Source organism: Streptomyces hilarionis, assembly GCF_024539675.1.
Lineage (GTDB): Bacteria > Actinomycetota > Actinomycetes > Streptomycetales > Streptomycetaceae > Streptomyces > Streptomyces hilarionis.
Genome location: NZ_JAHHIT010000078.1, coordinates 1 through 24,594 on the forward strand (window position 1 = coordinate 1; position 24,594 = coordinate 24,594).

27 protein-coding genes, 1 tRNA gene and 2 pseudogenes are annotated in these 24,594 nt (G+C 66.2%); 5 read left to right on the plus strand and 25 right to left on the minus strand.

The features are described 5' to 3' along the window. Positions 1 to 171: 171 nt before the first annotated feature. Complete coding sequence (locus KMS84_RS20125; RefSeq protein WP_256917739.1) at positions 172 to 1,182, plus strand: Yip1 family protein; 1,011 nt, start codon at positions 172 to 174, stop codon at positions 1,180 to 1,182. A 201-nt stretch (positions 1,183 to 1,383) separates the two neighbouring features. Beyond that, positions 1,384 to 2,190, plus strand: a complete 807-nt coding sequence (locus KMS84_RS20130) for a hypothetical protein (RefSeq protein ID WP_256917740.1) — start codon at positions 1,384 to 1,386, stop codon at positions 2,188 to 2,190. 51 nt (positions 2,191 to 2,241) lie between these two features. Here the strand turns inward: KMS84_RS20130 and KMS84_RS20135 are convergent. From KMS84_RS20135 to KMS84_RS20165, 7 genes and pseudogenes are all read right to left on the minus strand, one after another. After that, positions 2,242 to 2,571: pseudogene (locus tag KMS84_RS20135) on the minus strand (phosphoribosyltransferase); the annotation flags it as partial. A 91-nt stretch (positions 2,572 to 2,662) separates the two neighbouring features. Continuing rightward, complete coding sequence (locus tag KMS84_RS20140; protein WP_256917741.1) at positions 2,663 to 3,880, minus strand: tyrosine-type recombinase/integrase; 1,218 nt, start codon at positions 3,878 to 3,880, stop codon at positions 2,663 to 2,665. Positions 3,881 to 3,929: 49 nt separating this feature from the next. Beyond that, positions 3,930 to 4,112: a helix-turn-helix domain-containing protein gene (locus tag KMS84_RS20145; protein WP_256917742.1), complete on the minus strand. Its 183-nt coding sequence runs from the start codon at positions 4,110 to 4,112 to the stop codon at positions 3,930 to 3,932. Further along, positions 4,109 to 5,464 (minus strand): replication initiator, encoded by a 1,356-nt coding sequence (locus KMS84_RS20150; RefSeq protein ID WP_256917777.1) that lies wholly within the window; start codon positions 5,462 to 5,464, stop codon positions 4,109 to 4,111. Before KMS84_RS20150 ends, KMS84_RS20145 begins: the two co-directional genes overlap by 4 nt. Positions 5,465 to 5,764: 300 nt before the next feature. Beyond that, positions 5,765 to 5,962 (minus strand): hypothetical protein, encoded by a 198-nt coding sequence (locus KMS84_RS20155; protein WP_020130201.1) that lies wholly within the window; start codon positions 5,960 to 5,962, stop codon positions 5,765 to 5,767. Continuing rightward, the gene (locus tag KMS84_RS20160) at positions 5,959 to 7,260 is read right to left on the minus strand and encodes an FtsK/SpoIIIE domain-containing protein (protein ID WP_256917743.1); all 1,302 of its coding nucleotides are present in this window, start codon (positions 7,258 to 7,260) and stop codon (positions 5,959 to 5,961) included. The genes KMS84_RS20155 and KMS84_RS20160 overlap by 4 nt, the downstream gene beginning before the upstream one ends. Continuing rightward, a complete protein-coding gene (locus KMS84_RS20165; protein ID WP_256917744.1) occupies positions 7,260 to 7,610 on the minus strand; it encodes an SCO3933 family regulatory protein in 351 nt (116 codons plus the stop codon). Before KMS84_RS20165 ends, KMS84_RS20160 begins: the two co-directional genes overlap by 1 nt. Before the next feature lie 165 nt (positions 7,611 to 7,775). Here KMS84_RS20165 and KMS84_RS20170 point away from each other — a divergent pair, with 165 nt between their 5' ends. Then, positions 7,776 to 8,555 carry a GntR family transcriptional regulator gene (locus KMS84_RS20170; RefSeq protein ID WP_256917745.1) on the plus strand — a complete coding sequence of 260 codons (780 nt, stop codon included), beginning with the start codon at positions 7,776 to 7,778 and terminating at the stop codon, positions 8,553 to 8,555. A gap of 410 nt (positions 8,556 to 8,965) precedes the next feature. Here KMS84_RS20170 and KMS84_RS20175 read toward each other — a convergent pair whose 3' ends face one another. Together KMS84_RS20175 and KMS84_RS20180 are read right to left on the minus strand one after the other, a co-directional pair. Next, positions 8,966 to 9,271, minus strand: coding sequence for a hypothetical protein (locus tag KMS84_RS20175; RefSeq protein ID WP_438818962.1), 306 nt, complete (start codon positions 9,269 to 9,271; stop codon positions 8,966 to 8,968). A gap of 306 nt (positions 9,272 to 9,577) precedes the next feature. Beyond that, the gene (locus KMS84_RS20180; RefSeq protein ID WP_256917779.1) at positions 9,578 to 10,138 is read right to left on the minus strand and encodes an ATP-binding protein; all 561 of its coding nucleotides are present in this window, start codon (positions 10,136 to 10,138) and stop codon (positions 9,578 to 9,580) included. Between the two features lie 210 nt (positions 10,139 to 10,348). Between KMS84_RS20180 and KMS84_RS20185 the strand changes: the two genes are divergently transcribed. Continuing rightward, on the plus strand, positions 10,349 to 11,722 hold the full coding sequence (locus KMS84_RS20185; protein ID WP_256917746.1) for an NsdA family TPR-like regulatory protein: 1,374 nt from the start codon (positions 10,349 to 10,351) through the stop codon (positions 11,720 to 11,722). A 3-nt stretch (positions 11,723 to 11,725) separates the two neighbouring features. On the opposite strand, the gene KMS84_RS20190 is transcribed toward KMS84_RS20185, so the two are convergent. The 7 genes and pseudogenes from KMS84_RS20190 to KMS84_RS20220 all read right to left on the minus strand — a co-directional run bounded on the left by KMS84_RS20190 (position 11,726) and on the right by KMS84_RS20220 (position 18,477). Then, positions 11,726 to 12,640 carry a phosphotransferase enzyme family protein gene (locus tag KMS84_RS20190; protein ID WP_256917747.1) on the minus strand — a complete coding sequence of 305 codons (915 nt, stop codon included), beginning with the start codon at positions 12,638 to 12,640 and terminating at the stop codon, positions 11,726 to 11,728. Positions 12,641 to 12,821: 181 nt separating this feature from the next. Further along, the gene (locus KMS84_RS20195; protein ID WP_256917748.1) at positions 12,822 to 14,486 is read right to left on the minus strand and encodes a DUF262 domain-containing protein; all 1,665 of its coding nucleotides are present in this window, start codon (positions 14,484 to 14,486) and stop codon (positions 12,822 to 12,824) included. Between the two features lie 9 nt (positions 14,487 to 14,495). Beyond that, positions 14,496 to 15,458, minus strand: coding sequence for a hypothetical protein (locus tag KMS84_RS20200; protein WP_256917749.1), 963 nt, complete (start codon positions 15,456 to 15,458; stop codon positions 14,496 to 14,498). Beyond that, positions 15,448 to 16,728 carry an AAA family ATPase gene (locus KMS84_RS20205; RefSeq protein WP_256917750.1) on the minus strand — a complete coding sequence of 427 codons (1,281 nt, stop codon included), beginning with the start codon at positions 16,726 to 16,728 and terminating at the stop codon, positions 15,448 to 15,450. The genes KMS84_RS20200 and KMS84_RS20205 overlap by 11 nt, the downstream gene beginning before the upstream one ends. Before the next feature lie 580 nt (positions 16,729 to 17,308). Then, positions 17,309 to 17,569 (minus strand): annotated as a pseudogene (locus KMS84_RS20210) (phosphoribosyltransferase); the annotation flags it as partial. Further along, on the minus strand, positions 17,566 to 18,141 hold the full coding sequence (gene dcd, locus KMS84_RS20215; RefSeq protein WP_256917751.1) for a dCTP deaminase: 576 nt from the start codon (positions 18,139 to 18,141) through the stop codon (positions 17,566 to 17,568). The gene dcd and the pseudogene KMS84_RS20210, both read right to left, overlap by 4 nt. Positions 18,142 to 18,285: 144 nt before the next feature. Next, positions 18,286 to 18,477 carry a hypothetical protein gene (locus tag KMS84_RS20220; RefSeq protein WP_256917752.1) on the minus strand — a complete coding sequence of 64 codons (192 nt, stop codon included), beginning with the start codon at positions 18,475 to 18,477 and terminating at the stop codon, positions 18,286 to 18,288. Positions 18,478 to 18,750: 273 nt separating this feature from the next. On the opposite strand from KMS84_RS20220, the gene KMS84_RS20225 reads away from it, so the two are divergent. Further along, positions 18,751 to 18,824: transfer RNA gene (locus KMS84_RS20225), tRNA-Gly, on the plus strand. A 49-nt stretch (positions 18,825 to 18,873) separates the two neighbouring features. Here the strand turns inward: KMS84_RS20225 and KMS84_RS20230 are convergent. From KMS84_RS20230 to KMS84_RS20270, 9 genes are all read right to left on the minus strand, one after another. Further along, the gene (locus KMS84_RS20230; RefSeq protein ID WP_256917753.1) at positions 18,874 to 20,043 is read right to left on the minus strand and encodes a tyrosine-type recombinase/integrase; all 1,170 of its coding nucleotides are present in this window, start codon (positions 20,041 to 20,043) and stop codon (positions 18,874 to 18,876) included. Continuing rightward, on the minus strand, positions 20,043 to 20,255 hold the full coding sequence (locus tag KMS84_RS20235; RefSeq protein WP_256917754.1) for an excisionase family DNA-binding protein: 213 nt from the start codon (positions 20,253 to 20,255) through the stop codon (positions 20,043 to 20,045). The genes KMS84_RS20230 and KMS84_RS20235 overlap by 1 nt, the downstream gene beginning before the upstream one ends. Beyond that, on the minus strand, positions 20,252 to 21,556 hold the full coding sequence (locus KMS84_RS20240; protein ID WP_256917755.1) for a replication initiator: 1,305 nt from the start codon (positions 21,554 to 21,556) through the stop codon (positions 20,252 to 20,254). The genes KMS84_RS20235 and KMS84_RS20240 overlap by 4 nt, the downstream gene beginning before the upstream one ends. Positions 21,557 to 21,686: 130 nt before the next feature. Beyond that, positions 21,687 to 21,938, minus strand: coding sequence for a SpdD protein (locus KMS84_RS20245; protein WP_256917756.1), 252 nt, complete (start codon positions 21,936 to 21,938; stop codon positions 21,687 to 21,689). A 13-nt stretch (positions 21,939 to 21,951) separates the two neighbouring features. Further along, complete coding sequence (locus tag KMS84_RS20250; RefSeq protein WP_037680541.1) at positions 21,952 to 22,146, minus strand: hypothetical protein; 195 nt, start codon at positions 22,144 to 22,146, stop codon at positions 21,952 to 21,954. Between the two features lie 10 nt (positions 22,147 to 22,156). After that, entirely contained in the window at positions 22,157 to 22,348 is a 192-nt protein-coding gene (locus KMS84_RS20255) for a mobile element transfer protein (RefSeq protein ID WP_256917757.1), read from the minus strand. Beyond that, positions 22,348 to 22,554 (minus strand): hypothetical protein, encoded by a 207-nt coding sequence (locus KMS84_RS20260; protein WP_256917758.1) that lies wholly within the window; start codon positions 22,552 to 22,554, stop codon positions 22,348 to 22,350. The genes KMS84_RS20255 and KMS84_RS20260 overlap by 1 nt, the downstream gene beginning before the upstream one ends. Positions 22,555 to 22,573: 19 nt before the next feature. Beyond that, positions 22,574 to 23,203, minus strand: a complete 630-nt coding sequence (locus tag KMS84_RS20265) for a DUF2637 domain-containing protein (RefSeq protein ID WP_256917759.1) — start codon at positions 23,201 to 23,203, stop codon at positions 22,574 to 22,576. A 3-nt stretch (positions 23,204 to 23,206) separates the two neighbouring features. After that, complete coding sequence (locus KMS84_RS20270; RefSeq protein ID WP_256917760.1) at positions 23,207 to 24,592, minus strand: FtsK/SpoIIIE domain-containing protein; 1,386 nt, start codon at positions 24,590 to 24,592, stop codon at positions 23,207 to 23,209. Positions 24,593 to 24,594 lie beyond the last annotated feature (2 nt).

Genomic DNA, 24,594 nt, shown 5'->3' on the forward strand with positions numbered 1-24,594 from the left:
CCTCCCCACCCCGGCGGCCGCGCCCCGGGGAAACCCCTGGGGCACACCCCTGAACAACCACTGAATCCAGCACCGTTGCTCCCCTTAGGGGATGTCACAGCTCGGCAGCAAAGCGGTGCGCGAACGTCGGCCCCGGCACGTCACTCGACGGGACCAGGTACGTTCGAAGACGTGGCTGGATTCAGGATCGGACGCGGCGGCCGGGACAACCGCGCCCCGCAAACGCGACCGCAACACCCTCCGTACGGGCAGCAGGCGCCCCAGGGACCGGCGCGGCCCTCGGGCCCGGCGGGTCCCTCAGGGCCCGCGGGCCCCTCGGGGCCGTCCTACGGCTACCCGTCTGCCCAGCAGCCGTACCCGCCGCAGCGGCCGCAGTACGGCGGCGCGGGGGGCGGCCAGTGGCCGCAGGCCAACGGCGGCGGTCACGGCGGCCGCAACGGCGACGAGCCGGAGTACTTCGGCGGCGACGCCCCCTACGGGGCGCCCGGCGGTCCCGGCGCCGGCGGCGCCCCGCACGACCCGTACGCCGCGAACAACCCGGGCCACACCCAGGCCTTCTCGATCGACGAGCACAACCGCTACGACCAGTACAACCAGGGCGGCACGTACCACGCCGGCTCGGCCCCGGCCGGCCCCGTCGGTCCGCGCCTGCACTGGAAGGAACTGATCAGGGGCGTCGTCCTCGCCCCCCAGCAGACCTTCCTGCGGATGCGGGACTACACGATGTGGGGCCCCGCCCTCGTCGTCACGTTCCTCTACGGTCTGCTCGCCGTCTTCGGCTTCGACGGCGCACGCGAGGACGCGATCAACGCGACCCTCTCCAACGCCATCCCCATCGTCCTGACGACGGCCGTCGCGATGGTGCTGAGCTCGTTCATCCTGGGCGTGGTCACCCACACCCTGGCCCGGCAGCTCGGCGGAGACGGCGCCTGGCAGCCCACGGTCGGCCTCTCCATGCTGATCATGTCCCTCACGGACGCGCCGCGCCTCGTCTTCGCGATGTTCTTCGGCGGCGACGCCTCGTTCGTCCAGCTGCTGGGCTGGGCGACCTGGGTGGCGGCCGGCGCCCTCCTCACCCTCATGGTGAGCCGCTCCCACGACCTCCCGTGGCCGAAGGCGCTGGGCGCGTCGTCGATCCAGCTGATCGCCCTGCTGTCGATCGTGAAGCTGGGCACCTTCTAGCACGCGGTCACCCGAGAGGCCCCCGAGGACGATGTCCCGGGGGCCTTGTCCATGCCCGGTTCCCCGCACACAGGATGACGCTCCGCAACTCACACACGCCCATTCAGGTCACATAAGCCGCATGTCGCATCACCATGACTACGGAGGGTCAGATAACGTGACCACTCCCTTCGCCTACCGCTCGTCTCCCGGGGAGTGCACGTGAAATCTCGCTTCGGCACAGGACGGTTCGGCTTCACCCGCTCGAGACGGTGGCCGGTGCTCGTCGCGGCCCTGCTGGTCGCCCTCGTCTCGGCGTTCCTTCCGGGCCCGGCCTCGGCCGGCACCGACGACGGCCGCACCCCGGTGGACCACTGGGGCGTGATCACGCGCAACACGATCGGCTCGCCCGTCGCCGCGCTCCGCAACGGCCCCTACGGCTCCTTCGACGTGACGGGCACCTCCGCGAGACCGCCGTACGGCCGGGGCAGCCTCGGCATCGAGGTCGCGGACAGATCCACCACGCTGTCACCGCCCAGCGAGAAGGTGGACTTCGGCAACGAGGTCGACTTCCGCGGCAAGTCGCTGCTGGGGCTGCGACGGGTCGGCTTCCACGTGTTCCAGACGGGCGAGAACGTCTCCTACGGCGGCCCGACGAACATGCCGAACATCAGGTTCGAGATCGACCCGAACGTGAACTCCACCGACGACTACTCCACGGCGGTGTGGGTGCCGGCCGCCTCCCCGGTGACCAACGCCTGGAGCCCGTTCCTCGACGCCACGACGACCGGCTACTGGTACCTCACGGGCAACACCGGCACCACCACGGGCTGCACCCAGGCCGCCCGCTGCACCTTCGCCGCACTGAAGGCCGCGTTCACGACCCGCAACGCCAGGCCGACCGTCTACACGGTCGCCGTGGGCAAGGGCCGCGACTTCCTCTGGGTCGGCGCGGTCGACGGCCTCCGCCTCAACGACTACGTCTACGACTTCGAACCGGACGGCGTCAGAACGCTGCACAAGAGGTGACGCCCACGAGCCCGGCGCCCGCCCGCCCGTCCGTCCCGGACGAACGCCCGGTCAGAGAGCTTCGCGGGACGGCGTGACCGGCTCCCCGGACCTGCGCACCACTGGCAGGACACTCCACGGGAAGTTGATCCAGTCGTCCGTGCGCTTCCACACGTACTCGCACTTCACGAGCGACTGGGTCTTCTCGTAGACGACGGCGCTGCGCACCTCCGCGACGGCGTCCAGGCAGAAGTCGCGCACCAGCTTCAGCGTCTTGCCCGTGTCGGCGACGTCGTCGGTGATGAGGACCTTCTTGTCGGAGAAGTCGATCACGTCGGGGACGGGCGCGAGCATGACGGGCATGTCCAGCGTGGTCCCGACGCCGGTGTAGAACTCCACGTTAAAGTCCAGAGGCGCAATCACCAGGCAGTTTGCCTAGCAATTGCGCCTCAACTCAGCACCTACTCAGCACACCTTGCCGAGTCAGCACCACCTACGCCGAGCGGATCCGGCTGAGCGACTCGGAGAGATCACGGGCGACTGCCCGCGCCACGGCGCCCTTGATCCGCTCCTCAGCACCGGGCAGAAGATGGATGTACACCGTCTCAGTGGTCTTGCTGCTGGCGTGCCCCATCCACACCGCAAGCTCCGGGAGCGGGACGCCGGCCGCGATCGCCACCGAGGCGAAGTAGTGCCGGAGGGACTTCGGGGTGAGGCCCCGATGCTTCAGCCCCGCATCCTCGGTCGCCTTGTTCCACCGGTCGGCGAAGGTCGTCCGCGACGGGAAGCGGTTAGCGTACGTCTCGGACTCGTAGAACCACCCCTCATCCCCCCAGGTGCCATACGTGGCGATGTGGGTGCGCCATGCCTCATCAGTGATCTCCGGAACCGGAACTCTGCGGCCCGTCCTGGACCACTTCACCTCTTCCCGGATCGCCGTTCCCCGTCCTGCACCCTCGTTCGCGCCGAACGTGGAGAGCTGGGCGTTGACCTTCACGAACCCGGTGCCTTGCTCCCACTTCTGCTCGCACAGCGCCAACGCCTCACCGACACGGAGGCCGCATCCCGCCATGCTCCAGACGACCGAACGGTAGTAGGGCTTGATCTCCTCGAAGATCGCCTCAACCTCACCGGTCGTCGGCACTTCGGCCGGATCGATCGGACGGTAGGCGGGTCCCTTGCGCTTACGTGCCTCTGCCTTCTTGCAGGGGTTGCGCGGGATGATCTCGGCCGTCCACGCGTACTTGAAGAGCGAGGCCAGGACGACCTTTCGCGTGTGGATGCCGTACGGCTTGTACCCCCGCTCCTTCTGAAGCGTCTCCCACCTGGCGATGTCGCTTGCCGTGATGGCACCGATGGGACGGGGGCCGAAGAACTCCGCGTAATGGTTCTTGAAGATGCTCGCGTACTGCGCGCGCGACGATGGGGCCAACTGGTCCTCGTCCGACCCCGCGTTCAGCCACTCGTCCCAGACGTCGGCGAACGTCCGCTTGGACTGCTCGGGTTCGATGTACGACCCGGTGTCCTTGTCGCGTTCGACCTTCCGTTCCCACTTGACGGCTAACTTCTTGCCGGTTGCCCCTGACTCGAACGACTTCTCCCGCTGCCGCCCCGAGCGACCGCCAGGCTCACGCCAGCGCGTTATCCAGGGATGCGGACACCGGTCCCATGCCGTGACGGGACAGTCGCATCGCTTGATGATCGAACCCATGAGAGGGCCCCCTTCGTTCGACCTACTCAGCACCAATATTCTATACGTGCTAGTTGACGATGCGTTGGCTTAACCAAGATTCCAAGTCCCTTTCGCGGAAGCGGAGATGCTTGCCAACGCGGTAGCCAGTCAGCCCCCACCTCCTCCAACTGCCGTAGAGGGTGTGCAGGGACACGCCCAGGAACTCGGCAGTCTGAGCAGGCGTCAGAAGCCGGTTCGAGCCGCCTCTCATGCGCGCTCACCCCCCTTGCACGCGTCGCGGGCGGCTTCTCGGTTGGAGGCGAGATCTTCGGCGACTCCGGCCGCGATGAGGGCCGCGCCGGGGGTGTGGCCGGAGCCGACGTAGCGCCAGTTGCGTTCTGTGATCGCTTCGGGGGTGTCGGAGTGGCCCACGTGATGGGCGCGTTCAGCGCGCAGCGCGGCGTACGTCGTGGAGTAGGCGCGGGATTTGGTGAGGATGTGGCCCCGGTAGCCGAGGGTGTGAGTCCAGGCCCGGAGACGGAGAGGCTCGTACTCGGGGAGGCCGCCAAGACGCCAACACGTCCCCATGAGCATGCGGACGTGTGCGCTGACAGGTGCCGACCTGACTTCGGCCCAGGTGGTGAGCGGATGGTCGAGGCCGGCGCCGGTCTCACTCGCCCCCTTGGTCACGTACTTGGCGACGTAAGCGGCCACAGCGTCGTCATCAGGCCCGTCACCGTCGCTGTGCAGTGGCCGGGCGTCGATCTGATCACCCCAACGCAAGGCCTGTTCACCAACTGCAGGGCTATAGGACGAGCAAACCAGGACCCGCCGGGCAGACTTGCGCACCGCATCGGTGAGGAGTCGCACGGTGGCCCAGGCGGGGGGTTCGTCGGCGGATCCGGCCGGTCCGTCGAGGCGGACAACCGCATGGACGTGGACGGCCGCCCGCTTCTGATACTCGGCGACGCGGGCGAAGGAGAGTCGGGCGTGGTCGGCGAAGTGGGACTGAACAAGGCCGACGGAGGAGGCGAGCCGCCGCCGCACGTCGATCACGAACCGGTCCCACAACTTGGAGGCGTACGCGTGCCAGAGGACGTGGCCGGTGTAGTCGTAGCAGTCGGAGCAGAGCGGTTGGCCCACGATCGGGGCATCCGAGGCGTGGAGCGTGCCGCAGCCGAGGGGGCGTCCGTGCTCACAGGTGCCGCCGTCGCGACGGGGGCGGCACTGTCCCCCAGCACGGTGGACGGGGCCGAAGGAGGGGGCAGTAAGGGTGACGAACAGCCGAGGCCGGTACCGGACGGCGGCGGGAACGCTCCTGCCGCCAAGGAGGCCGGCGCGGACGAGGTGATAGGTGTCTCCAGCGTGGAGGCGGGAGCAGGCCGGGCAAATGGTCGCGCGGCGGTTGCGGCAGCGGACGAGGAGCCGTTCGCCAGGTTCGTTGCTGGTGTCGTAGTGATGGAGGATTTCACCGGTCGCGCCGTCCAGGGTGGTGGTGTAGCCGGAGAGGTGGACGGGGTGAGCGCATCCGCCCGTGGCGGTGATCTGCTCCAGCCAACGGGAGAACTGCGGATCTTGTGCGAGGCGGATCGCGTCACGGTCGGTTTCGGGGAGCTGACGCAGGCGCGCCGCGCGGTCGAGAACGGCGCGCCTGTCAGCCGGGGTGTAGTGCGGGGTGATGGTGGTGGCCTTCCGGAGTGGGCCGCCGCAGCGGCAGGGATGTAGGTGGGTGGTGCGAGGAGGGGCATGGGGATCACTCCCTACGTCGTCGGGTGTGGTGGCGGGGGGTTCAGCGGATGGTGCCGGTACCGCGGCAGACGCGGCAGCGCCGGACCCGTCCGGTCCAGGTCTTGCGGGCACCGTCCCCCTTGCAGTGGGGGCACCTCACGCGAGGCATGGGCATGGTCGGGGTGTCCTCTCTGCTCAGGTGTGGGAGAAGCCGCTGATGAACCAGGTCACGAGCCCGTGGATGGTGAAGACCACAGGGGTCTGTCCGAGGTAGACGCCGAAGAGGCCGACGCAGACCGCTTCCCAGGCGCGTACGTCGCGGGAGCGGACGAGGAGGACGGTGATGATCCCGAAGATCACCGCGAACGTGAATGCCGTACCTTCGCTGATCACTTGCTCTCTCCTTCCAGGACCGCGAGCGCGCGGCCGACGAGGGGCAGTTCCGGGGTCATCGCGCTGTACTTCCGGGCCGTGGCCACGGCCTCATCGGTGGGGGTGAGGTGGGAGCGGGCACGGCTCCATCCGCCGTCCGGCCCGGTGCACACGGCCACCCCGCGCTCTTCCGGGGTGATGGCTTGGGCGACGGCGACGGCGTCTTTGTTGAGATCGCCGAGGGTCATTTCGGCGGTGCCGGGGTCGTTGACCCGGTGGCAGATCCGGCCCCCGAGCTGGGCCCGGAGTGCGGTGACGCCGGGGCCGAGGTCGGATCCGACGCGTTGGCCAGCCACGACCAGGTGAATGCCGAGAGCGGCACCGAGCTGGGCGAGGCGTAGCAGGAGGGTGGAGCACTGTTCGGCTTCCGCTTTGCTTTCGCGGGTGACGTCGGACAGGTACAGCTCTGCGATCTCGTCGATCAGGACGACGACCGGGACCGGGCGGAGCTTGTCCGGGAGCTCCCAGATGGAGCGGACCCCGGCCGACCGGCAGGCACTCATCCGGTCCTGCATGTCGACGACGAGGGCGGCGAGCACCGCGACTGCCTCACGGCGACACGTGGCCAGTGCGCTAAGTCGTCCGGCGAAGAGGCCGAGTTCCATGCCGCCCTTGCAGTCGATGCCGACCAGGGCGACGCGCTGTGTGGCGAGTTGGGTGATGAGCCGGGCCAACAACGTCGACTTGCCCGAGCGGGTAGCCCCGGTGATGAGCCAGTGCGGGACCAGGCGCAGGTTCATCACCCATGCCCCGCCGGTCTCCAGTGCGCCGATGAGGGCGGACAGGAGTTCGGCCGGGGCGGTAGCTAAGCCGGGCCGCTGAAGAGGGTCATGGGCCATGGCGGTCAGCAGCACGAGCCCGCGCTCGGGCGAGGTGACCCGCACCGCGTGCATCTTCCATGCGTGCACGAAGGCGTCCGCCGCCTTCAGGTACGTCGCCGGGGTCTGGCCCGCGTGCAGCCGCACCACCACGGACAACCCCATGGGGGTGACGCGCGGGAAGGAGCAGCGCGGAGCCACCGGGCGCACCGGGTCCCCCTTGACCAGCAGGTGACCGACGAGGGTCCGAGCCGGGAGCCGCGACACGGCCAGGTCGTTGAGGACGGCGACCCGCCGCCAGGTGAACACCACCCGCCAGGCAGTCACTGGGTAGCCGACGACGTACCAGTGCCAGACCGGGCGGTGCCGGCGCACCAGGTCACCGACGACGAGCATCCAGGCGAGCACGGCCAGGGCGAAGGCGAGCACGATCGGTCCCATCAGGCGCCACCGCCCTTGACCTGTGCCGCCGGGGTGCCGTGCACGGGGGTGATGGCGTCGGCTCGGAAGCTGACGCCGTGCCGGTCGCCCATGGCCCACATGAACGCCACCAGGCCGGTGACCTTCACGATCTGTCCCTCGTCGATGCCCTTCGGTTCGCCGCTGACGGCGATCTCGATCACGGAGATCCGCCGCCGGTCCTGCCGCACAGTTACGGCCACGGTGTAGACGGGGTTGCCGTCGCGGTCCTTCTTCACCTCCTGCGTCTCGGTGTTGCTGATCTTCACTTCCGGAGCGATGGCGCACCGCAGTACGCCCAGCCGCGCCGTGTCCACGGGAATGGACTGCATTTCTTCGGCCTCCCTGGCCATCAGACGTCGGTCATATGCTGACGTCACTTGTTCTTACGAGTGACGAGTTTGGAGTGCTGTACGGCAAGAGTGCAACTACTTATGCTGACGAGTGACGTCGCATGAGCGACGTGCCTACGACCCCGACCCGTCGGAGATGCCCAAATGTCGGAGATCCAGCGCCCCGGAGCCCTCTACCAGCAGGTGGCCGCGGCCATCCGCGAAGCGATCCTGTCGGGTGAGTTCGCCCCCGAGTCGCTGTTGCCGTCCGAAGCACAGCTCATGGCCCGCTACGCCGTATCCCGCCCGACTGTCCGCAACGCCATCGCAGCTCTGCGCGCGGAAGGACTGATCGCTGTCCAGCACGGCAAGGGCAGCTTCGTACGCTCCGACGGACAGCCGGCGCTGACGCTGGAACGTCGTATCAGCCGCACGTCGGATGGGAAGTTCGTCATGCCCAACGGTGACGTCTGGCAGGAGACCGAAGAAGCGAGCGCCTACCGGACCCACACCACCAAGGCCACCGGCCGACTTCTGCAACTCGCCAAAGAGGAAGCCCTGTTTGGATGTGATCGGCTGCTGTTCGACCCGAGCAGCGGCACACGGGCGATGCACCGCACACTCATCCCGTTCGCCGTCGCCGAAACGGTTCCGATGCTGGCCGAGGAGCCGTGTAAGCGCCCGGCCGCGTTCTACCGGCAGCTCACCGACGACGGCCACAAGCTCACCTGGTCCGAGACCGTACGCGCCCGCATGCCCCTGCCCGACGAGCGCACCACGCTCCAGCTCCCCGACGCGACCCCGATCCTGCACCTGGCCCGCGTCACCCACGACACCGACGACCGGCCCCTGATCCTCGAAGAACTCCGCATCGGAGCCGACCGTGCCGAACTCGCCTACCGGCTCACCGCCGACAAGCAGCCCGCACGACGCACCAAGGCCTGAGCGGCGAGCCCCATCGGTCGAAACAGCCTTTACTTCCTCAAGGGCGCGCCTGCGGCGCGCCGGGACGCCCGGCCGCCCCGGCCGGGCATGCGGCGTGACCGCCGGTCCCGGCCGAGCGCCGGACGCCCCACACGACGGCCCGCCCGAGGAGTCGAGGCGACGAACCGCAGCCGAAGGCCGGCGCCCACGGGGCTGGGGGTCGCCAGCCTCCGAGACTTTAGGCAGCCACCATGGGGCGAGCCTCGAAGAACAGGGGGCCAATCGGGCACAACCGCGGGCAGGTGGACTACCTGCCCGATTCGCCGGGCGAGCGTAAGGCCCCCTGTTCACTCGCCCCATGGCAGCTCCCGCCCAAAGTCTCTCCGGCCGGCGACGTGCCCACGCCCACCGCTCACCAGCAGAAATGCCCCTCACAGCTCACCGCCGTCACTGTCGACGAGCCCCGCGAGAAGCTCCGCGAGGCGCACGGCCGCACCGGGCGCGCCCACCAGACGAACCACCCCGTGCCCCACGTCGTCCGTCGAAGCGACAGCGCGTAACTGTGACGGCTCGAACTCCGCCGCGAGCAGCGCCAGGTTCACCTGATCGGCAGCCGCACGCGCCACACGCCAGCCCGCCATGTAGTCCACACCACGCACCCAAAGGCCGTGATCAACCCCTGTCATGCCGGGTCCGTCGTCCGGCCCGTTCTCGCCAACACCGATTGCCTTGCTCACTTGGACCCCGATCTAGGTAACGGATCGTCAACTTCCTTCGACCGGGGCAGAAACGCAGCACGACGGCCCCGGTACCATCAGGCACCGGGAACCGCGTGTTCCCAACCGGGTCACCCTCCGCTTTTCCAGGGCATAGGGGGTGGCCCGGTCTCGGTATGTGGTTGTGAAGCGCGGCCCCTGCTCAGAGGGAATGGGAGAGCCCCGAGAAGGGGCCGCGCCTCTTGGCTGGAGTGGTCACCTCCAGCCGGAGCCGGGCCGTCGTCCGCTCCCGATCGCGTGGGAGTGGCAGGGGTGACGGCCCGGAGATCAGCCGGACTTTCGCTCGGCGGTAGCGCCATCACGGTCGAATCGGCACCAGACGGTCTTGCCGCCCAGGTCGCCGGGACGCCACCACACCGACGAGGCCAGGCGCTGGACGATGAACAGGCCACGGCCGTTGTCCGGCAGAACCGCTTCCGACAGCTCACCGGCCAGACCGGGCGAGAACGCCTCTCCAAGCGGCAGGAGCGGGGGCGAGGAGTCCTCATCTGCAACGCCGATGAACACCCACTTGGGCCAGACCTTGAACGTCATGTCGATACGCCGGGCACCGCCGGGACGAGCGAGACCGCGTTCCGGCACCACGTGGTTCACCACGTTGCCGACCAGCTCGGACACGACCAGCCGGGCGTCATCCACGAACTCAGCCGCGCCCGCGTCCGTCAGGAACACGGCCGTCATGTCACGGGCGACCCGTGCCGTGTTCGGTGACTCGGCGAACAGCGAGGCCGTCAGGAAGTACCCACCGTCCGACGGATTCGACGCCGCGAACCAGTGGTCGAACGCGTCCACCTCGCGCGCAAGGCGTGCAGCTCTTCTTGCCTCCATCACGTCCCTCTCCGGGCCCTGTGCGACCCCTCATGACACCGCTTGCACACGCAAGCCAGTACACGGGCAGACAGGCGGGACCGGCAGCGTTCACCAGGGGGTTCACGTGAACATGGGCACGGTGCAAGGGGGTTCACCAATGAACCCCCTTGGGTGAAACTCCTGTGACAGGATGAACACTCGCCGTCATTCTCGGGTTGGCAGGGGAGCATGAACCGGGAGCCGAACGCGCACTTAATCGCAGCCATGACCGAGGCTCAGGTCTCGAACAAGGGCCTTGCCAAGCGCATGCAGGATGCCGCCGCCCAACGCGGCATCAATCTCGGTACAACCCACATCGCAGTCCAGAGATGGCGCGACGGCTCCGGCATCAAGCCCGAGACGGCAGCGATCATGGCCGACGTTCTCTCAGCCAAGCTCGGACGCCGCATCTCCCCCGGCGATCTCGGTTTCTTCGACCACACCAAGGCAAGCGCACCGGAACCGACCAGCTACCCGAGCACGCTCCCAGAAGCCCTTGACGTGCTCGACGGACTCGCCCAGGAGCGCGCCGACGCAACTACGACAGACCATCTGATCGTCTCGGACGCCGACCTCAGCTCAGCGGTCCTGTCATGGATGATCGCCCGTCCCGACGACATCGAGACCGATCGGCCGGCACAACAGCGCGTCGGCATGCGCGACGTGCGCGCGATCAGAGACGCCGCCGCCACCTTCATGCAGCTGGACTTCAAATACGGCGGAGGCCACGGCCACCGGGCATTGCGCCACTACTTCCGCTACGAGGTCCTGCCCCTGCTGAACGTGAGCTACAGCACGAAGGTGGGAACGGCCCTGTTCGGTGCCGCTGCCGAGGTCTCCCAGCTACTGGCATGGACTGCGTACGACACCGGCAACCACCGACTCGCCCACCGCTACCTCACGTCCACCCTGCGCCTGTCCCAAGTCATCGACGACCGCATGTTCGGAGCCCGCATCCTCGGCAACCTCAGCCACCAGGCGAACTATCTCGGCAACCACGCCCAAGCCATCCAGCTTGCCCGCGCCGCAGTCGAGGGTGCCAAGGGACGAGCCACCCCACGCGCCATGGCGAACTACGCAGCCATGGAAGCCCGCGCCCTGTCCAATGCAGGCGACCGCATCGCAGCCACCCGCGCAATGAACGAGGCCGCACGACACTTCGAGCGCGCCGACTCCGCCGAGGACCCAGCCTGGCTCGCCTACTTCGACGAAGCCGAACTCATGGGCGAACTGTGCCACTGCTTCCGCGACCTCAAGATGCGACGTGAAGCCGCCGAGCAGGCCCAACGAGCCGTGGACAGCACCGACCCGAAGTACGCCCGAACCCTCGGCTTCTGCCGCATGGTGCTGGCCCAGAGCCAGCTACTGAACGGTGAGGTGGAAGCCGCCCTCACTACCGCGAGCCTCGCAGTCGAGGGCGGCGACTCCCTTCAGTCCTCACGCTTCCAGCGCTACGTCACCGACTTCCAGCGCGAGATCGGCATACACGCGACGAGCCCGGCCGTGGCCGCCTTCAACGAGAGGGTGAGCGACGCGTTCGCCCGCCTGGACGAGGACGACTGACAGCTACCAGGGCCGCCAGTCCCGAGGCCCCTGATCATCCCGGAGGCCGGCGATGCGCCGCCGGTACTCAGCCGCAGTCTCCTCGTTCTCCCGCACGTTCTGCATGAGCCATGTCGTCATGCCGAACTCTTGCAGCCCACGCAGGGTCTCGTACCCGTGCCAGTCGTACAGGTCCCGCCCGTACGCGGCGACGAAGTCGCCGTACTGCGCATCGGTCTGCCAGCCGAGGCTGTGATGCTCCACCGCGGTCACCATGAGATCCCACTCAGGATGGTCGAAGCAGAACGCCTCGAAGTCGATCAGGACCACCCGTCCCTGGTCATCCACCATGAGATTCTGCACGTGCGCATCCCCGTGTACCGGCCCCTTAGGCGACTCGTACTGCAGCTCCGCGTACTTGTCCCGCAGCTCCCGCCACCGCTTCCGCAGGAAGGCCCGGTCATCCTCCGGGATCGCAGCCCTGTCTATCCGCAGTTCCTGCTTCCCGAAGGGATCGAACGACGGCAGGTCGAGGCCGACGGGAACTGTCAGGGAGTGCAGATCCCGCAGGACGGCGCCCAGCTCCCCGTACGTCGCCTTGCGGTCCCCCTCAACGATCAGATGCCAGAACGTCACAGGATGCCCGTCAATCAGGAGCGGCTGTTTCACCTCCTCAACGACGCGAGCAGCCAAGAACCCCTCCGCCGCCAGCCACCGGGCCACAGCCACCTCTTTGCGAGCCGTGGACACCCATTCCTTGCCCCGCGCGATACGCACGACCACTGGCGCTGACGCCAGCCGGAACAGCGCGTTCTCCCCGAAGCGGATTAGCTCCGCGCCCCTGTCGTCGAGCCCCGCCCTCTGGCACGCGGCACGTAACACCCGCGCAGCCCCAGCCGACGTGAACCCCTCATCCGTGCGAGCAGCGTCAAGCGCCATGCCCGTACCAGCTCCCCTAGTCGCGCGCGATCAACCAGCGCACGCCCGCAGGTGACCAACCCGGCGCACGCCAGACACGACAATGACCGTACCCACGGAGGCTTCGCCAACGCGAGCTACTAGCCTCCGCTTCAGTGCGTTGATCGCAACTTCCAGAAAAGGAAATCCCGGTCAGGTCAAGCTACTCTGTGTCAATATCGGCTACCCCTACCAACTCGATCGAATAGCGATCACTGTAAGAAGCTATAAATTTCTGCTCCCTTCGCGCAAGCTCATCGGCACGCAAATCGATGAATCCGGAATCATCGCCACGCCTCAGACAATCATAGGCTTCCTGGGGGATTCCGTGACTGGCCAGGGCTTCCCGCAAGTGCTCATCCGGGATTTCAAGCAACGCTCGCTTTACAGAGACTCCGGGACCTGTTCGCATTACGATTCTGTTTGCCGGACTCGAAACGCTCTCAAGGCCCCGTTGATTGCTGACATGTCGATAGGCAGCCGTGTCAGCCTGAGCTAGGAGTTCCACAGCGTCCAGCGAGTTCCCACCCGGGCTCCACCTCTGCGGAAATGCATGCAGTTCCCAGATCAGAAAAGACCGGATACGTGCGCTTCGAAGATCGAAACGGTCAGGGAAAGGGCGAGCCCGCTGCTCTGCTAGATCAAGTACGCCCTGACCGATGGCGAACTTTTTCATTTCACGAAGAGCTTGCTTAATCTGGGTAGTGTTGGCACCCGCGAAGAATCCAGACCATGACGTAACCCAAAACCAGCGGGTGAGGTCATTGATCTGCTCCTCGCTCGGATCAGGTCGCAGATCAAAGAATGCCGTCAACAACATCAATTGGGCATTGTACGGCACGAGGCGAGCAAGTGGCACGCGGACACATCGTTGAAGGAATTCAACAGCACGCCCAAGGGCTTTATCTGTCTTCTCCACCGCTTCGAGTAGGTCGCCCTCCACTCGTCGCGCCAAGGCGTCCCATCGGGCATCTTGGACGTCTTCTTCGCCAGTAACCGCGAGAATCGCTCGAAAGATTGTTGTTGACGAGACATCGCCAAATCCTGTACTTGCAATCCTTTCGCGAATTGCCTCAATTCGATCAGCCAGGCTATCGGGCCCGGTGGTTTCATACGTCAGGGCGCTGACCATTTGATCGGGGGTCATGGCCTGACCACTACTATTTACGCGCGAGAAGACTTCCACCGCTTGCTTCAGCGAGCCACCAACGAGCTTAACGACGGCCATTTTATAAGACTTTACACGCTGCGCAACCAATTCCGCTTCACTAACAAGATTGTCATAGTTTCCAGACGGTTCAACCCGAGATCCCAAGTCTCGCGCAAACGCAAGGAAATCCATAGTCCTTAGGATGGAGCGCATCGGCAAGTAATCTGCCGGCGGACTCTCGGCAGACTTCCAGTGGCGATACCTATTAGCCCGATCATCGCTTTCTCGCAAAGCTCTATACACCCACCACATCCAGTCATGCTGGTTGGCGGACCGCCGAGCATCTGCGGGACGCCGAAGGGTGCCAAAGAGAGTGGAAAGCCGCTGGTGACCATCGAGCAAATATGAAACGGTTGTGTTGGGCTTAGGAGACGGAACCCTCAAGCCGCCGATTTCATCAAGGCTTGCCAAGCGCTCGGTGGTCTCCCAAACAAGGAGGCTACCAATGGGATAACCTCGCTCGATACTGTCGAAGAGGTCCAACATTTGCTCGGGCCGCCACACGAACGAACGCTGAAATTTGGGAACACGTAGCTTTCCCGAAGCAATGTCACTTAGAACCGTTTCAAGGAGTTGGATTTCAGGCTGAACCGTGATCTCATCATTCTCGTTGCCCATGATGCTCTCCTAGACGATTTCTCTTACCATCTTGAGCAAACTATGAAGTTCGCTTGAAACGGATGCTCCAATTCCCGAAACGTGCTCCTGGCTGACTTTCCCAGTCTGCGTCTGCTTATCCAACTCCATATTCAACTGGGCACCGAACCCATGGGTTAGCTTCCTAATTACGTCACTCGGCACATTTTTGTAGAGGTCAACCTGCTGGTGAGGAACTACCGGCCGGCCCGCCTCGTCGACCTTGAACCCCTTCTTCATGTCGAAGTAGGCACGTTGCTCAGGTGACAACTTCTTGAGACTATCAATGAGCTTCGATTTTTCGCGAAATGGTTTGATTGCCTGAAGCACGTGATTGGGAACGTAATTTTCAGTCTCGCGATACTCAAGGACATGACTCTTCACGCCTCGTCGATTGAGACGCTTAGCGATCGCGTGACACTTAGTTTCTTCGGTCGCTGTCAGGCGATCGCTGTCAAGCATGATGGCCACACGAAGTATCTGGCTAAACTTTTCTACTTCTTCCCGCGCGCAAGCCTCTGCTCTATCCTTTCCACCGCCATGGCGCACTTGAAGCCAATCTGAATCGATCGCTTCGATGATCTCGGGATAATTAAATGCTCGCGCGACGGCTCGAATAAAGTAGCCGTCTGAGACGAAGTCCTCAACCACCAGAATCGCCGGTCGGCTTAGGTCTTCTACTTGTTCATCCAGAATTTCAGGCTCCAAATCGACAGGACCGGAAGCGCTATTTCTTGCCTGCCAAATCTGACTTACCGCACTCTCTTCAGCAAGCTTGATATATGCCTGAGCCATTGATGGGAAGTGAGTGTGGAAAAATGTAGAGACGTCGGCAAGCGCTCGTGGGTCCGACGCCCACTGATGCCGCCCTTTTGCAAATTGGCGGATAAGTGCGAGAAGCGTGTCAGGAGCCTCACATGAAGCAAAAATTGAGCCGCCGATCTTAACTCGCATTTGAATCCGTCCGGTCAATCTGAGCAGAAACAAGTGCGCGCGTTTCTTCAAGATCCTCGGAAAAGATCCCGCGGGGCCAGTAGTCCAGGTTCCCAAGGGGATCGATTTCGATCAGCCGAGCTGTTGCAGAGCCACCAAGGTCTTCCACGAAATAGATGGCGACGTTTTCAGGGGACAGGCCTTCGGCGATTCTACGTCGGAGCCGTAGCAGCAAAGTCTCGCTGTGCGTTTCGATAAGAAACCTTACGCCCGATGTACGGGCTGCAGCCAAGTAAAGATCTGCCAGCAAAGCGTGGGCGGAAGGGTGAAGGTGGAGTTCCGGCTCCTCAATGATCTCCAGAGTGTCGCGATTGGGTGGTTGAAGGACATCCATGGCTCGCTGTACGAAAATGGGCAGAGCCTGCGCCACTCCGGTGCCCACATCACTGACATTCACCGCGATGGTTTTATCAACTCTAGAACGGAACAGAATGGAATACATTTCACCACTCTCGGTCACCTCCACGGTCCAACCAGGTAGATTTTCACTCAGGAAATCATTCACCTGAGAAATCAGTTCACCTTGGCCGCGCGCCATGTCGTTAGCCAGCATTCCTGCAGCTGATTCCCCATGAGGTCCGACTTCTTGCGGCATTCGAGACGGCAGTTTGTGCAACCGTGCGGGACGCTCTCGAAAGGGACCCAAGTAGCGAACTCTGCTGAACTCAGACCTAGCTCGCGCTGCGACACTGATAACGGCTTCAGCTAGTTCGGACTTTTCAGCAATACCTACCGGAAGCAGCCCCTCGAATCTGATTGCCGTAGCAGCGATGCTACTGGCACCCGAGGTCACCTTGTAAACCCTTTCATCGGGCCGAGGATCACTCGTCGGAATCCATTCAAGGAAAATCTCGTGATCTGGTGTCGTAAGCTTTAGGGAACTTACCACTTGAAGCTTCCATTCATCGATGTTCTGAATCGAAGCTTCAAGATGCAAACTAGGGGAGCCGTCCCTCGTGAATTCGAGACCGATCTTAATGTTCCCGTGAGGACGCATTCCGTGGATCAAGTCGATGAAAGATGGGGCCGCAATTTCATTTTCCAGCTGATCCAAGTCAAGCGGCAGCGGTGAATCCGTCATGATTCCTTTGGAAAGCACAAGAGGTGACCTCGCCAGCGCACTCTTTCCAGAGTTATTCCTACCCAGAATCACAGTGATGGGTCGCAGCTCTAGGGCTTGCCTGGCAGCGAAGCAGCGGTAGTTTTCGATCGAGACACTGGCCAAGGTCATAGTTCATGCTATACGGCGGACCGCACTTGGGGCAGTGGTCACGGGGTGTCCCGACCCGCTAAAGAGCCGCGCCACGCCCAGCTTGAGTGCATGCCAGCATGTGATAGCCCAGGGGAGTCGCTCCCCTCACTGACCCTCTTCGAGCTGGCCACCGATCGGGTGACGGTGATGTAGCAGAAAGAGCAGTCCCCGAGCTCTTGACCGAGATGTCTGACATCTCAACCCCGCGGCTCGGAAGCTCGCGTTGGTCATCTATCTGGGCGCACTCGACCAGCCCCGGGCGCCCGTGCAGTGGGCCACGACATCAGATGTTGCGGCAGATTCGCGGTAACCCCAGAGTGATGCCGCCTCTCAGCGCACGCCTGCGCGCCACATTCAACCTGCGCCAGACACAACCATGACCGCCCTCAGACACGATGAGGGCGGTTTGAGCTGGCGCTGCCAAGTCAGCACCAGCTCAGCACATGGACCATGATCAGCAGCAATCAAGGCAAACGAACAGCAAGAGCAAACCAGACCTACAGATACCCTCATCTGCTAGTTTGCCAATGTCAGGCACTGACTGCTAAGCAGCCAGCCCGAAGTACTCCACGTTGACCAGGTGGATGTTCTTGCAGTCGAGGGCGTAGGCCAGACCACCGGCGACGAAGACGCCGCCGCGGGCGATGCTGAGGATGACGTCGGGGACGTAACCGTCGTCGGCGACGGCCTGGGCGAGCTCGCGGACGGCCGTCCCGAACTGCTCGTAGGTGAGGTTCTCCCGCGCCGGCTCGACACCGCCGCCCGCACCGCCGTCCCTACCGCCGCCGTCCCTACCGCCGCCGTCCCTACCGCTGCTCACACCTGGGTCCGGTGGAAGTTCATGAAGGAGCGGGAGGCCGTCGGGCCGCGCTGCCCCTGGTACCGGGATCCGTACCGCTCGCTGCCGTACGGGGACTCGGCGGGCGAGGTCAGCCGGAACATGCACAGCTGGCCGATCTTCATTCCCGGCCAGAGCTTGATCGGCAGGGTGGCGAGGTTGGACAGCTCGAGCGTCACGTGCCCGGAGAACCCGGGGTCGATGAACCCGGCGGTGGAGTGGGTGACCAGCCCGAGCCTGCCGAGCGAGCTCTTGCCCTCGAGCCGGGAGGCGAGGTCGTCGGGAAGCGAGATGACCTCGTACGTGGAGGCGAGCACGAACTCCCCCGGGTGGAGGATGAACGGCTCGTCGCCCTCGGGCTCCACGAGCCGGGTCAGGTCGACCTGCTCCACGGAGGGGTCGATGTGCGGATACCGGTGGTTCTCGAACACCCGGAAGTACCGGTCGAGCCGGACATCGATGCTCGACGGCTGCACCATGGATTCGTCGTAGGGATCGATCCGTACTCGTCCGGCGTCGATCTCGGCCCGGATGTCCTTGTCTGAGAGAAGCACGTCCCGAGGATACGCAAGGCGCGCGGAGCCGCCGTCATCGGAGGACTCCACGCGCCGCACCGCGAGACCGCCGGCCACCTGCCACGGCGACCGGGGCCGGCCGGCTCGCCGGACCCGCGGGCCCGGCGAGCCGGCTGCCGCCGACTACCGCTCTCCGGCGGCCAGGGCTTCCTCACGACGACGCCGGTCGAGCGTCACCGGCACGGCGTTGCGCAACCGGGCGCAACGAGGACACCGGACGAGCCGTCCGGGACCGAGCCGCAAGGCCTGCTGCATCGGGAACGAAGCGGTGCTGAACACGTGCCCATCGGCACAACGGACGAGGGTGCGCTCCATCAAGTCCTGTAGTCCCTTCCCCAAGAGCCGCGTCCGGCTGCTGCTCGCCGGACACTGAAAGCCACATTACGGGACGAACAGAACGACCTCGCAGGCGGCACTCCGGCCCCGCCGGCCCCACTCGCACCGCACCACCGTACGCCCCAACTCCAGCCTCGTGTAGCCGGATCCCTCCCCCTGAAACGCACTCGGACCCCGGGGCTTCAGCGCCCGAGGTCCGGCATGAGGTAGAGTGACGGAGCGTTCCGACACCGGTCCTGACCGGCGTCTTACGCGGGTGTAGTTTAATGGTAGAACATCAGCTTCCCAAGCTGAGAGCGCGAGTTCGATTCTCGTCACCCGCTCCACGAAGAAGGCCCAGCTCAGAGAGCCGGGCCTTTTTGCTGTCTTTTGCGATCACTCGCCGCGTGCCAGATTCGTGCCAGATTGCTTGTCCGGGGCCCTCCCGACTGCGGCTGCCCGCGCCTTCCGCACGGTGGCGTCGAGACCGGCGGCGACTTCCTGCTGTCGATCGTCGTCGGAGTGCTGATAGATCAGCGCGGCCTTCTCGGAAGACTGGCCGGCGCGGACCATCGTGTCCTTGAGGGTGGCACCGGATCGCGTGGACAGAGTGTGCCCCGTATGGCGGAGGTCGTAGAACCGGAAGCCCTCGGGCATGCCGACGGTCTCCCGAGCCTTACGCCACCTTCGCCCGAAAGTGCTGCGCCGGAAGGGAGCACCCTTCTCTCCCACGAACAGCAGCCCGTCGGGCCCCGGCTCCGCGAATGACTCCAGATGCCAACGGAGCTCCCGGTGGAGGAACGCGGGAAGGATCACAGTCCGGGTCCCGGCCTCCGACTTGGTGTCGCCCTGGACGCGCCGCCCGTTCATCCGTTCCGGCTCGGCGAGGCGTACACGGACGCGAAGGTTGTCGAGGTCGACGTCACGGCGGCGAAGGCCGGCCAGTTCCTCGGGCCGCATCGGACCGTAGGCACCGAGGTAGACCATGAGCCGCCATCGCATCCCCACCGCTTCGGCGAGCGCGTCGACCTGGGCGACAGTGGCGATACGCCGCTCAGCCGCCCTCTCCTTGCCTGCGCCCTTGATCCGGCACGGATTGCGCTGGATCAGCTCGTCGTCCACGGCCGTCTCCATGACAGCCTTGAGGAGCCGGTACGCCTTGGCGGTGATCGTCTTGGCACCCGTGCCCCGCAGCCGGTCGGCACGCCACTCACGAACGCGCGGGGCGGTGATCTCGTCCAGGTCCAAGTCCGCGAAGGCGAACAGGTGCTTGTCGAGGAGGTACCGGTACAGGTCCCGTGTGAGCGGGGCGAGTTCGCGTTCCTCCACCCACTTGTCCGCGTAGGCCCGGAAGCTCACCGCACCCGCTTCGGGGTCCCGCCAGTCTCCCCGACGGATCTCCGTCTGCTTCTCGGCAAGCCAGTCGTCGGCATCGGCGATCGTCTCGAAAGTGAACGGAGCTGGCCGCATGACGCCGTCCGGGCCGGGATAGCGCGCCTGGTACCGGCCGGAGGGAAGCCGCCGGATCGCACCGAAGCGGCGCCGCCGCCCCTTGTCGTTCGCCATCAGGCAGCCCTCCCGTAGCGGGCACGGGGCCGCCTCAACGGCTGCACCGTGTGCGAGTCGACGAACTCCGACACGGCGCTCTCGGGGATACGGACGTGCCGGCCGACCTTCACGTAGCGGATGCGCCGTTCCTCGATGAGCCGCCGGGGGAAGCGGGTGGAGGTGCCGAGCAGCTCGGCGACCTGGTCGACGGAGAGGTAGCGGTCATTCATGTAGTCGGTTCTCCTTCCGTTCCGGGAGCGGGTTCGAGGGATGCGGAAAGCCAGGCTTCGGCGCGGGAGAGGCCGGTTCCGGCGAAGGCCCAGTGCGAGAGGACGAGGGTCGTTTCCGTCGGCTCTGTCTCGACCACCGGGGCGACCTGCGCGCGTCGCCAGTCGGCACGGGCCGTGCGCAGCGCGCCGAGGGTGGTGGAGTAGCGGCGGGACTTGGTGGAGAAGTGGCCGCGGAAGCCGAGCATGTGGGCCCAGGCGCGTAGACGGAGATCGGCGAGTTCGGGGCGTGCGCCGAGGGTCCAGGCGACGCGGATCATGCGTCGGGCGTGGTCGGATATGCGTGCCTGGGCGAGCTCAGCAAGGAACTTCAGCGGGCGGTCGAGGGTGCCGGTCGCCGTCTCGGCACCCTTTGTCGCGTACTTCGCGATGTACGAGGCGACGGCCCGTTCGGTGAGCTCCTGGCCGTCGTCGAAGTCGGCGGATCGGATCGTGCGGACGTCGAGTTGGCGGCCGAAGGCGAAGGTGTGCGCGCGTCCGTCAACGGTCGGGCCGTCGACGCGGGCGGCGGTGGCCGCGGCCCGGACGGCGTCCGTCAGGAGCTCCGCCGTCGCCCAGGCGGGCGGAGCCGTGTCGCCACCATCCGGGCCGTCGATGCGGATGACGGCATGGAAGTGCACAGCCCCGCGCTTCTGGTACTCGGCGACCTTGGCGAAGGAGACGCGGGCATGGTCGCGGAAGGTGCGTTGGGTGAGGCCGGCGCGCTTGGCGATCTCCCGACGGAGGTAGATGGAGAAGCGCCGCCAAATGTGTCCGGCGTGGGCGTTCCAGAGCACGGCCGCTTCGTAGTCGTAGCGGTCCGGGTCGAGGGGCGTGCCTAATCTGCTGTCGTTCTCGTCGTGGCGGGCACCGCAGCGGCAGGGGTGCCCGTCGCTGCGGCGGTTGTGGACGGGGCCGAAGCCGGGGGCGGTGAAGGTGGCGAAGACGCGCGGATGTGTGGCGACCTGGTCCGAGGTGCCTTTGCCGCCGCGCAGTCCGGCGGTGATCAGGTGATAGGTGTCGCGGCGGTAGGTCTCGGCACAGGCCGGGCAGCGGGTCGCGCGGCGGTTGTTGCAGCGGACGAGGAGTTGGCCAGCCGGGAGGGCGGTCGAGTCGAGGTGGTGCAGGGTGCGGCCAATCTCGCCGGTTGTCGTGTCGACGGCGTATTCGGTGCGGTGGCCGTCGAGGCGGACAGGGTGGGTGCAGCCGCCCAGGCCGGAGAGTTGGCGGGCCAGTTCGGGCATGGTGCCGAGGGAGGCCAGCATGGAGAGTTCCGCCAGCGGGGGCGGAGTCTGCCGGGTGATGATGGTGGTTCCTTTCGGCTGTTTCTGCGGTTGGGAGGGATGGCCCCGGGGCGGCGGGATGCTTGGCGGCGTTTGCCGCCCCGGCGGCCGGTCAGCGCCTGTTGGTGCTCTTGAGGAGCGAGCGCAGGACCACGGCGGCGATGGCCACGGAGATGGCCGTGATGGCGACGGCCGCCAGGAGCGCGGTGAGGACGACTCCGCCGACGAGGACGGCGGCGACCGGGCCCGCGTAGGGGCTGAGCGAGCGGCCGGCGGCGGTCGGAGCCGGGTTGTGCTGGTGGTGCTGCTGCGGGATGAGGGTCGGCGGCGGAGTCGGGACGTCGGGCAGCTTGGGGCGGAACATGGCGGAGCTCCTTTCAGCGGTTGTCGCCGTTGACGACGCCGACCCCGGAACGGGTGCCGGACTCGATGGCGGGGGCGAGGAAGGTGTGGGAGAGCCAGAAGCCGAAGAGAGCGATCACGACGGCGACCCACATGCGCACGCCGAGGAACTTGATTGCGGCCCAGGCGATGACGCCCAGGACGAAGACGAGCGGGAGCGAGACGGTCACAGGGGTCTCCTCAGCGGACGCGGCAGCGGTGGGTGCGGGCGGCGAGCTCGGCGGCGGCGCGGGTGTCGAAGTCGTTGGAGAAGGCGCAGCGCGGTGCGGTGCAGACGGCGGTGTGCTTCTCGCGGCCGCGGCCGTCGTAAGCGGTGCCGACCTGGACGGGTCCGATGCGGACGACTCGGCGGAAGCGGCGGTTGGCGGGCATCAGGGCAGCTCCTTTTGTTCGTCGTGGTTCTGGTTCTCGTCGGTGAAGTCGGCGACGTGGTCGAGCAGCCAGCGCCGGATCTCCGCGCCCTCGTACTCGTCGGCGGTGAGGATCACGGGTTCGGCGATGAGCATTGCTTCGGTGAGGCGGTTCTGACGGGTCAGCTCGGCGGCGCGGTTGAGCGTGCGGAGCGTGGACGGGCGCAAGGTGGAAAGTCCTCCGGGGTCAGGTGAGTTGGGCGGCGATGGCTTCAGCGAGCGTGAGCGGAACGCCGAGGCGGGTGCGAAGGGTTGGGGTGTCGATGTCAGTCCCGGTCCGGGTCCGGTGGTCGTCGGCGACCTTGCGAGCGAGGGCGACGAGGGCGGGCGGGACGGGGGCGGCCGTGGGCTGCGCGGCCGGACGTGGAGCAGCGGCGGGCAGCTCAGGGGCGGTCGTCGTGACGGGCGTGGCGGGTGTCTCGTCCTGGTCCGACACCGGCGCCTCGTCGCGATCGGGGGTGCCGTGCGCGAGGAGTGTTCCGCCGAGGAAGGCGACCGCGGGCCATCCGGCGACGAGGATGCGCAGCCAGGCCGGGACGTCGCCGAGGTCGAGCAGGCCGGCGGTGGCGACGTTCGCGCCCAGCGACGCGACCAGGGCGACGACGAACCAGCACCAGCCCGCGGCTTTCGCCGTACCGGAGCGCAGCCGCCGCCAGGCCGCAACGAGGAGCAGGTCAACGCTGATCGGATAGGCCCACGCCTTCCAACCGTCCTGCCCGGCCGCCGCAGCGAGGTCGTGCAAGTGGGCGAAGGAGAGCGCCGCGGCGATGGCCGCTTGGATCAGGATGGGGTCCATGCGGATGCCGGGGGTGCGCATCGATCAGTCCCCCTGTGTGTCGGAGGCGAGGCGCGCGGTAGGTACCGGTTCGGGGCGGTCGAGGGCGACAGGCGGGACGTACGGCCGGAAGGGCGTGAGCGCCGGAACGTCCGGGGTGAGGTGGGCCGTCTCGCGGCAGGTGGCCGCAGCAGCGGCGAGGGACAGGTACGGGGTGCGGATGCGGGACCAGCCGCCGGAGGTGTCACCGGCCACAGCCAGGCCCGGCAGCTCGGCGGCGATGGCGCAGGAGGCCTCGACCGCTTCAGGGGCGATGTCCCCCAAAGCCATCTTGGCCGACGCTTCGTCGTTGACGCGGTGGCAGACACGGCCGGTGAGCTGGGCCCGGAGCATGGTGGCGCCCTTGCCCAGCTCGGCACCGAAGCGCTGCCCGCAGACCTCCAGGTAGATGCCGGCCGCCCGGCCCAGCTGGGCGAGGCGGATGAGGTGAGTGACCATCTCGTCGCGGCGTTCCTCGTCCTTTCGGGTCGCGACGAGGAAGAGTTCGGCCACCTCGTCGACGAACAGCACGATGGGGGTGGGCCGTTCGCTCTCAGGCAGGCCCCAGATGTCCGAGGTGATCTCCTCGTCGCGGGTACCGGGAGCGATGCCCTGCCGGAACTTGATGAAGTCGTATCGGTCCTCCATTTCCTGGACCAGGACGGGCAGCAGTTCGGCCGCCTCGTCCGGGTCGGTGGCCAGCGCGGTGAAGCGGGAGGCGAACGGGGCAAGCTCGACGCCCCGCTTGCAGTCGACGCCGACCAGGGCGACAGGCTGTCGCGCGAGCCCGGCAATGAGGTTCCGCAGGTACATGGACTTGCCCGACAGCGTCGCGCCGAGGACGAGTCCATGCGGCACAGCGCGGTAGTCCCGTAAGAACGCGGTCGCGTCCTCCCTCAAGGCCACCGGCACTTTGAGGAATCCGCCCTCGGTCCGCCGCGGCATGCGCACCTTGCGCAGGACGTCGAAGCCGATAAGGCACAGTTCGACGACACCGGGCTTGACGTCCTTCACATACACGCCGTGCACGCCCCAGGCGTGGCGGAGCCGTTCCGCCGAGGCGGCGACATCGGCCGGTTCCTGGCCGGGAGCGAGGCGGAGCCGGACGCGCAGGCCGGTCGAAGTGGGCCGGATTATGCCCCGCCGAGGCGGGACCGGCCGGATCTCACGTCGGCTGGTCGCCTTGATGGCTAACACCCGCAACCGGGACGGCTCGACGGTCAGACCGCAGGCGTCCATGGTCGAGGAGTACGAGGCCAGCAGCCGGGCCACCGAAACCGGCAGCCCGACCGTGGACCAGTACGCGGCCGGGTTGGCGTGCCGGACGTAGGCCGCGCCGCCTATCGCAGCGAGGGGCCCGCCCAGCTCGGCCAACGTGATCAGGTCCGTCACGA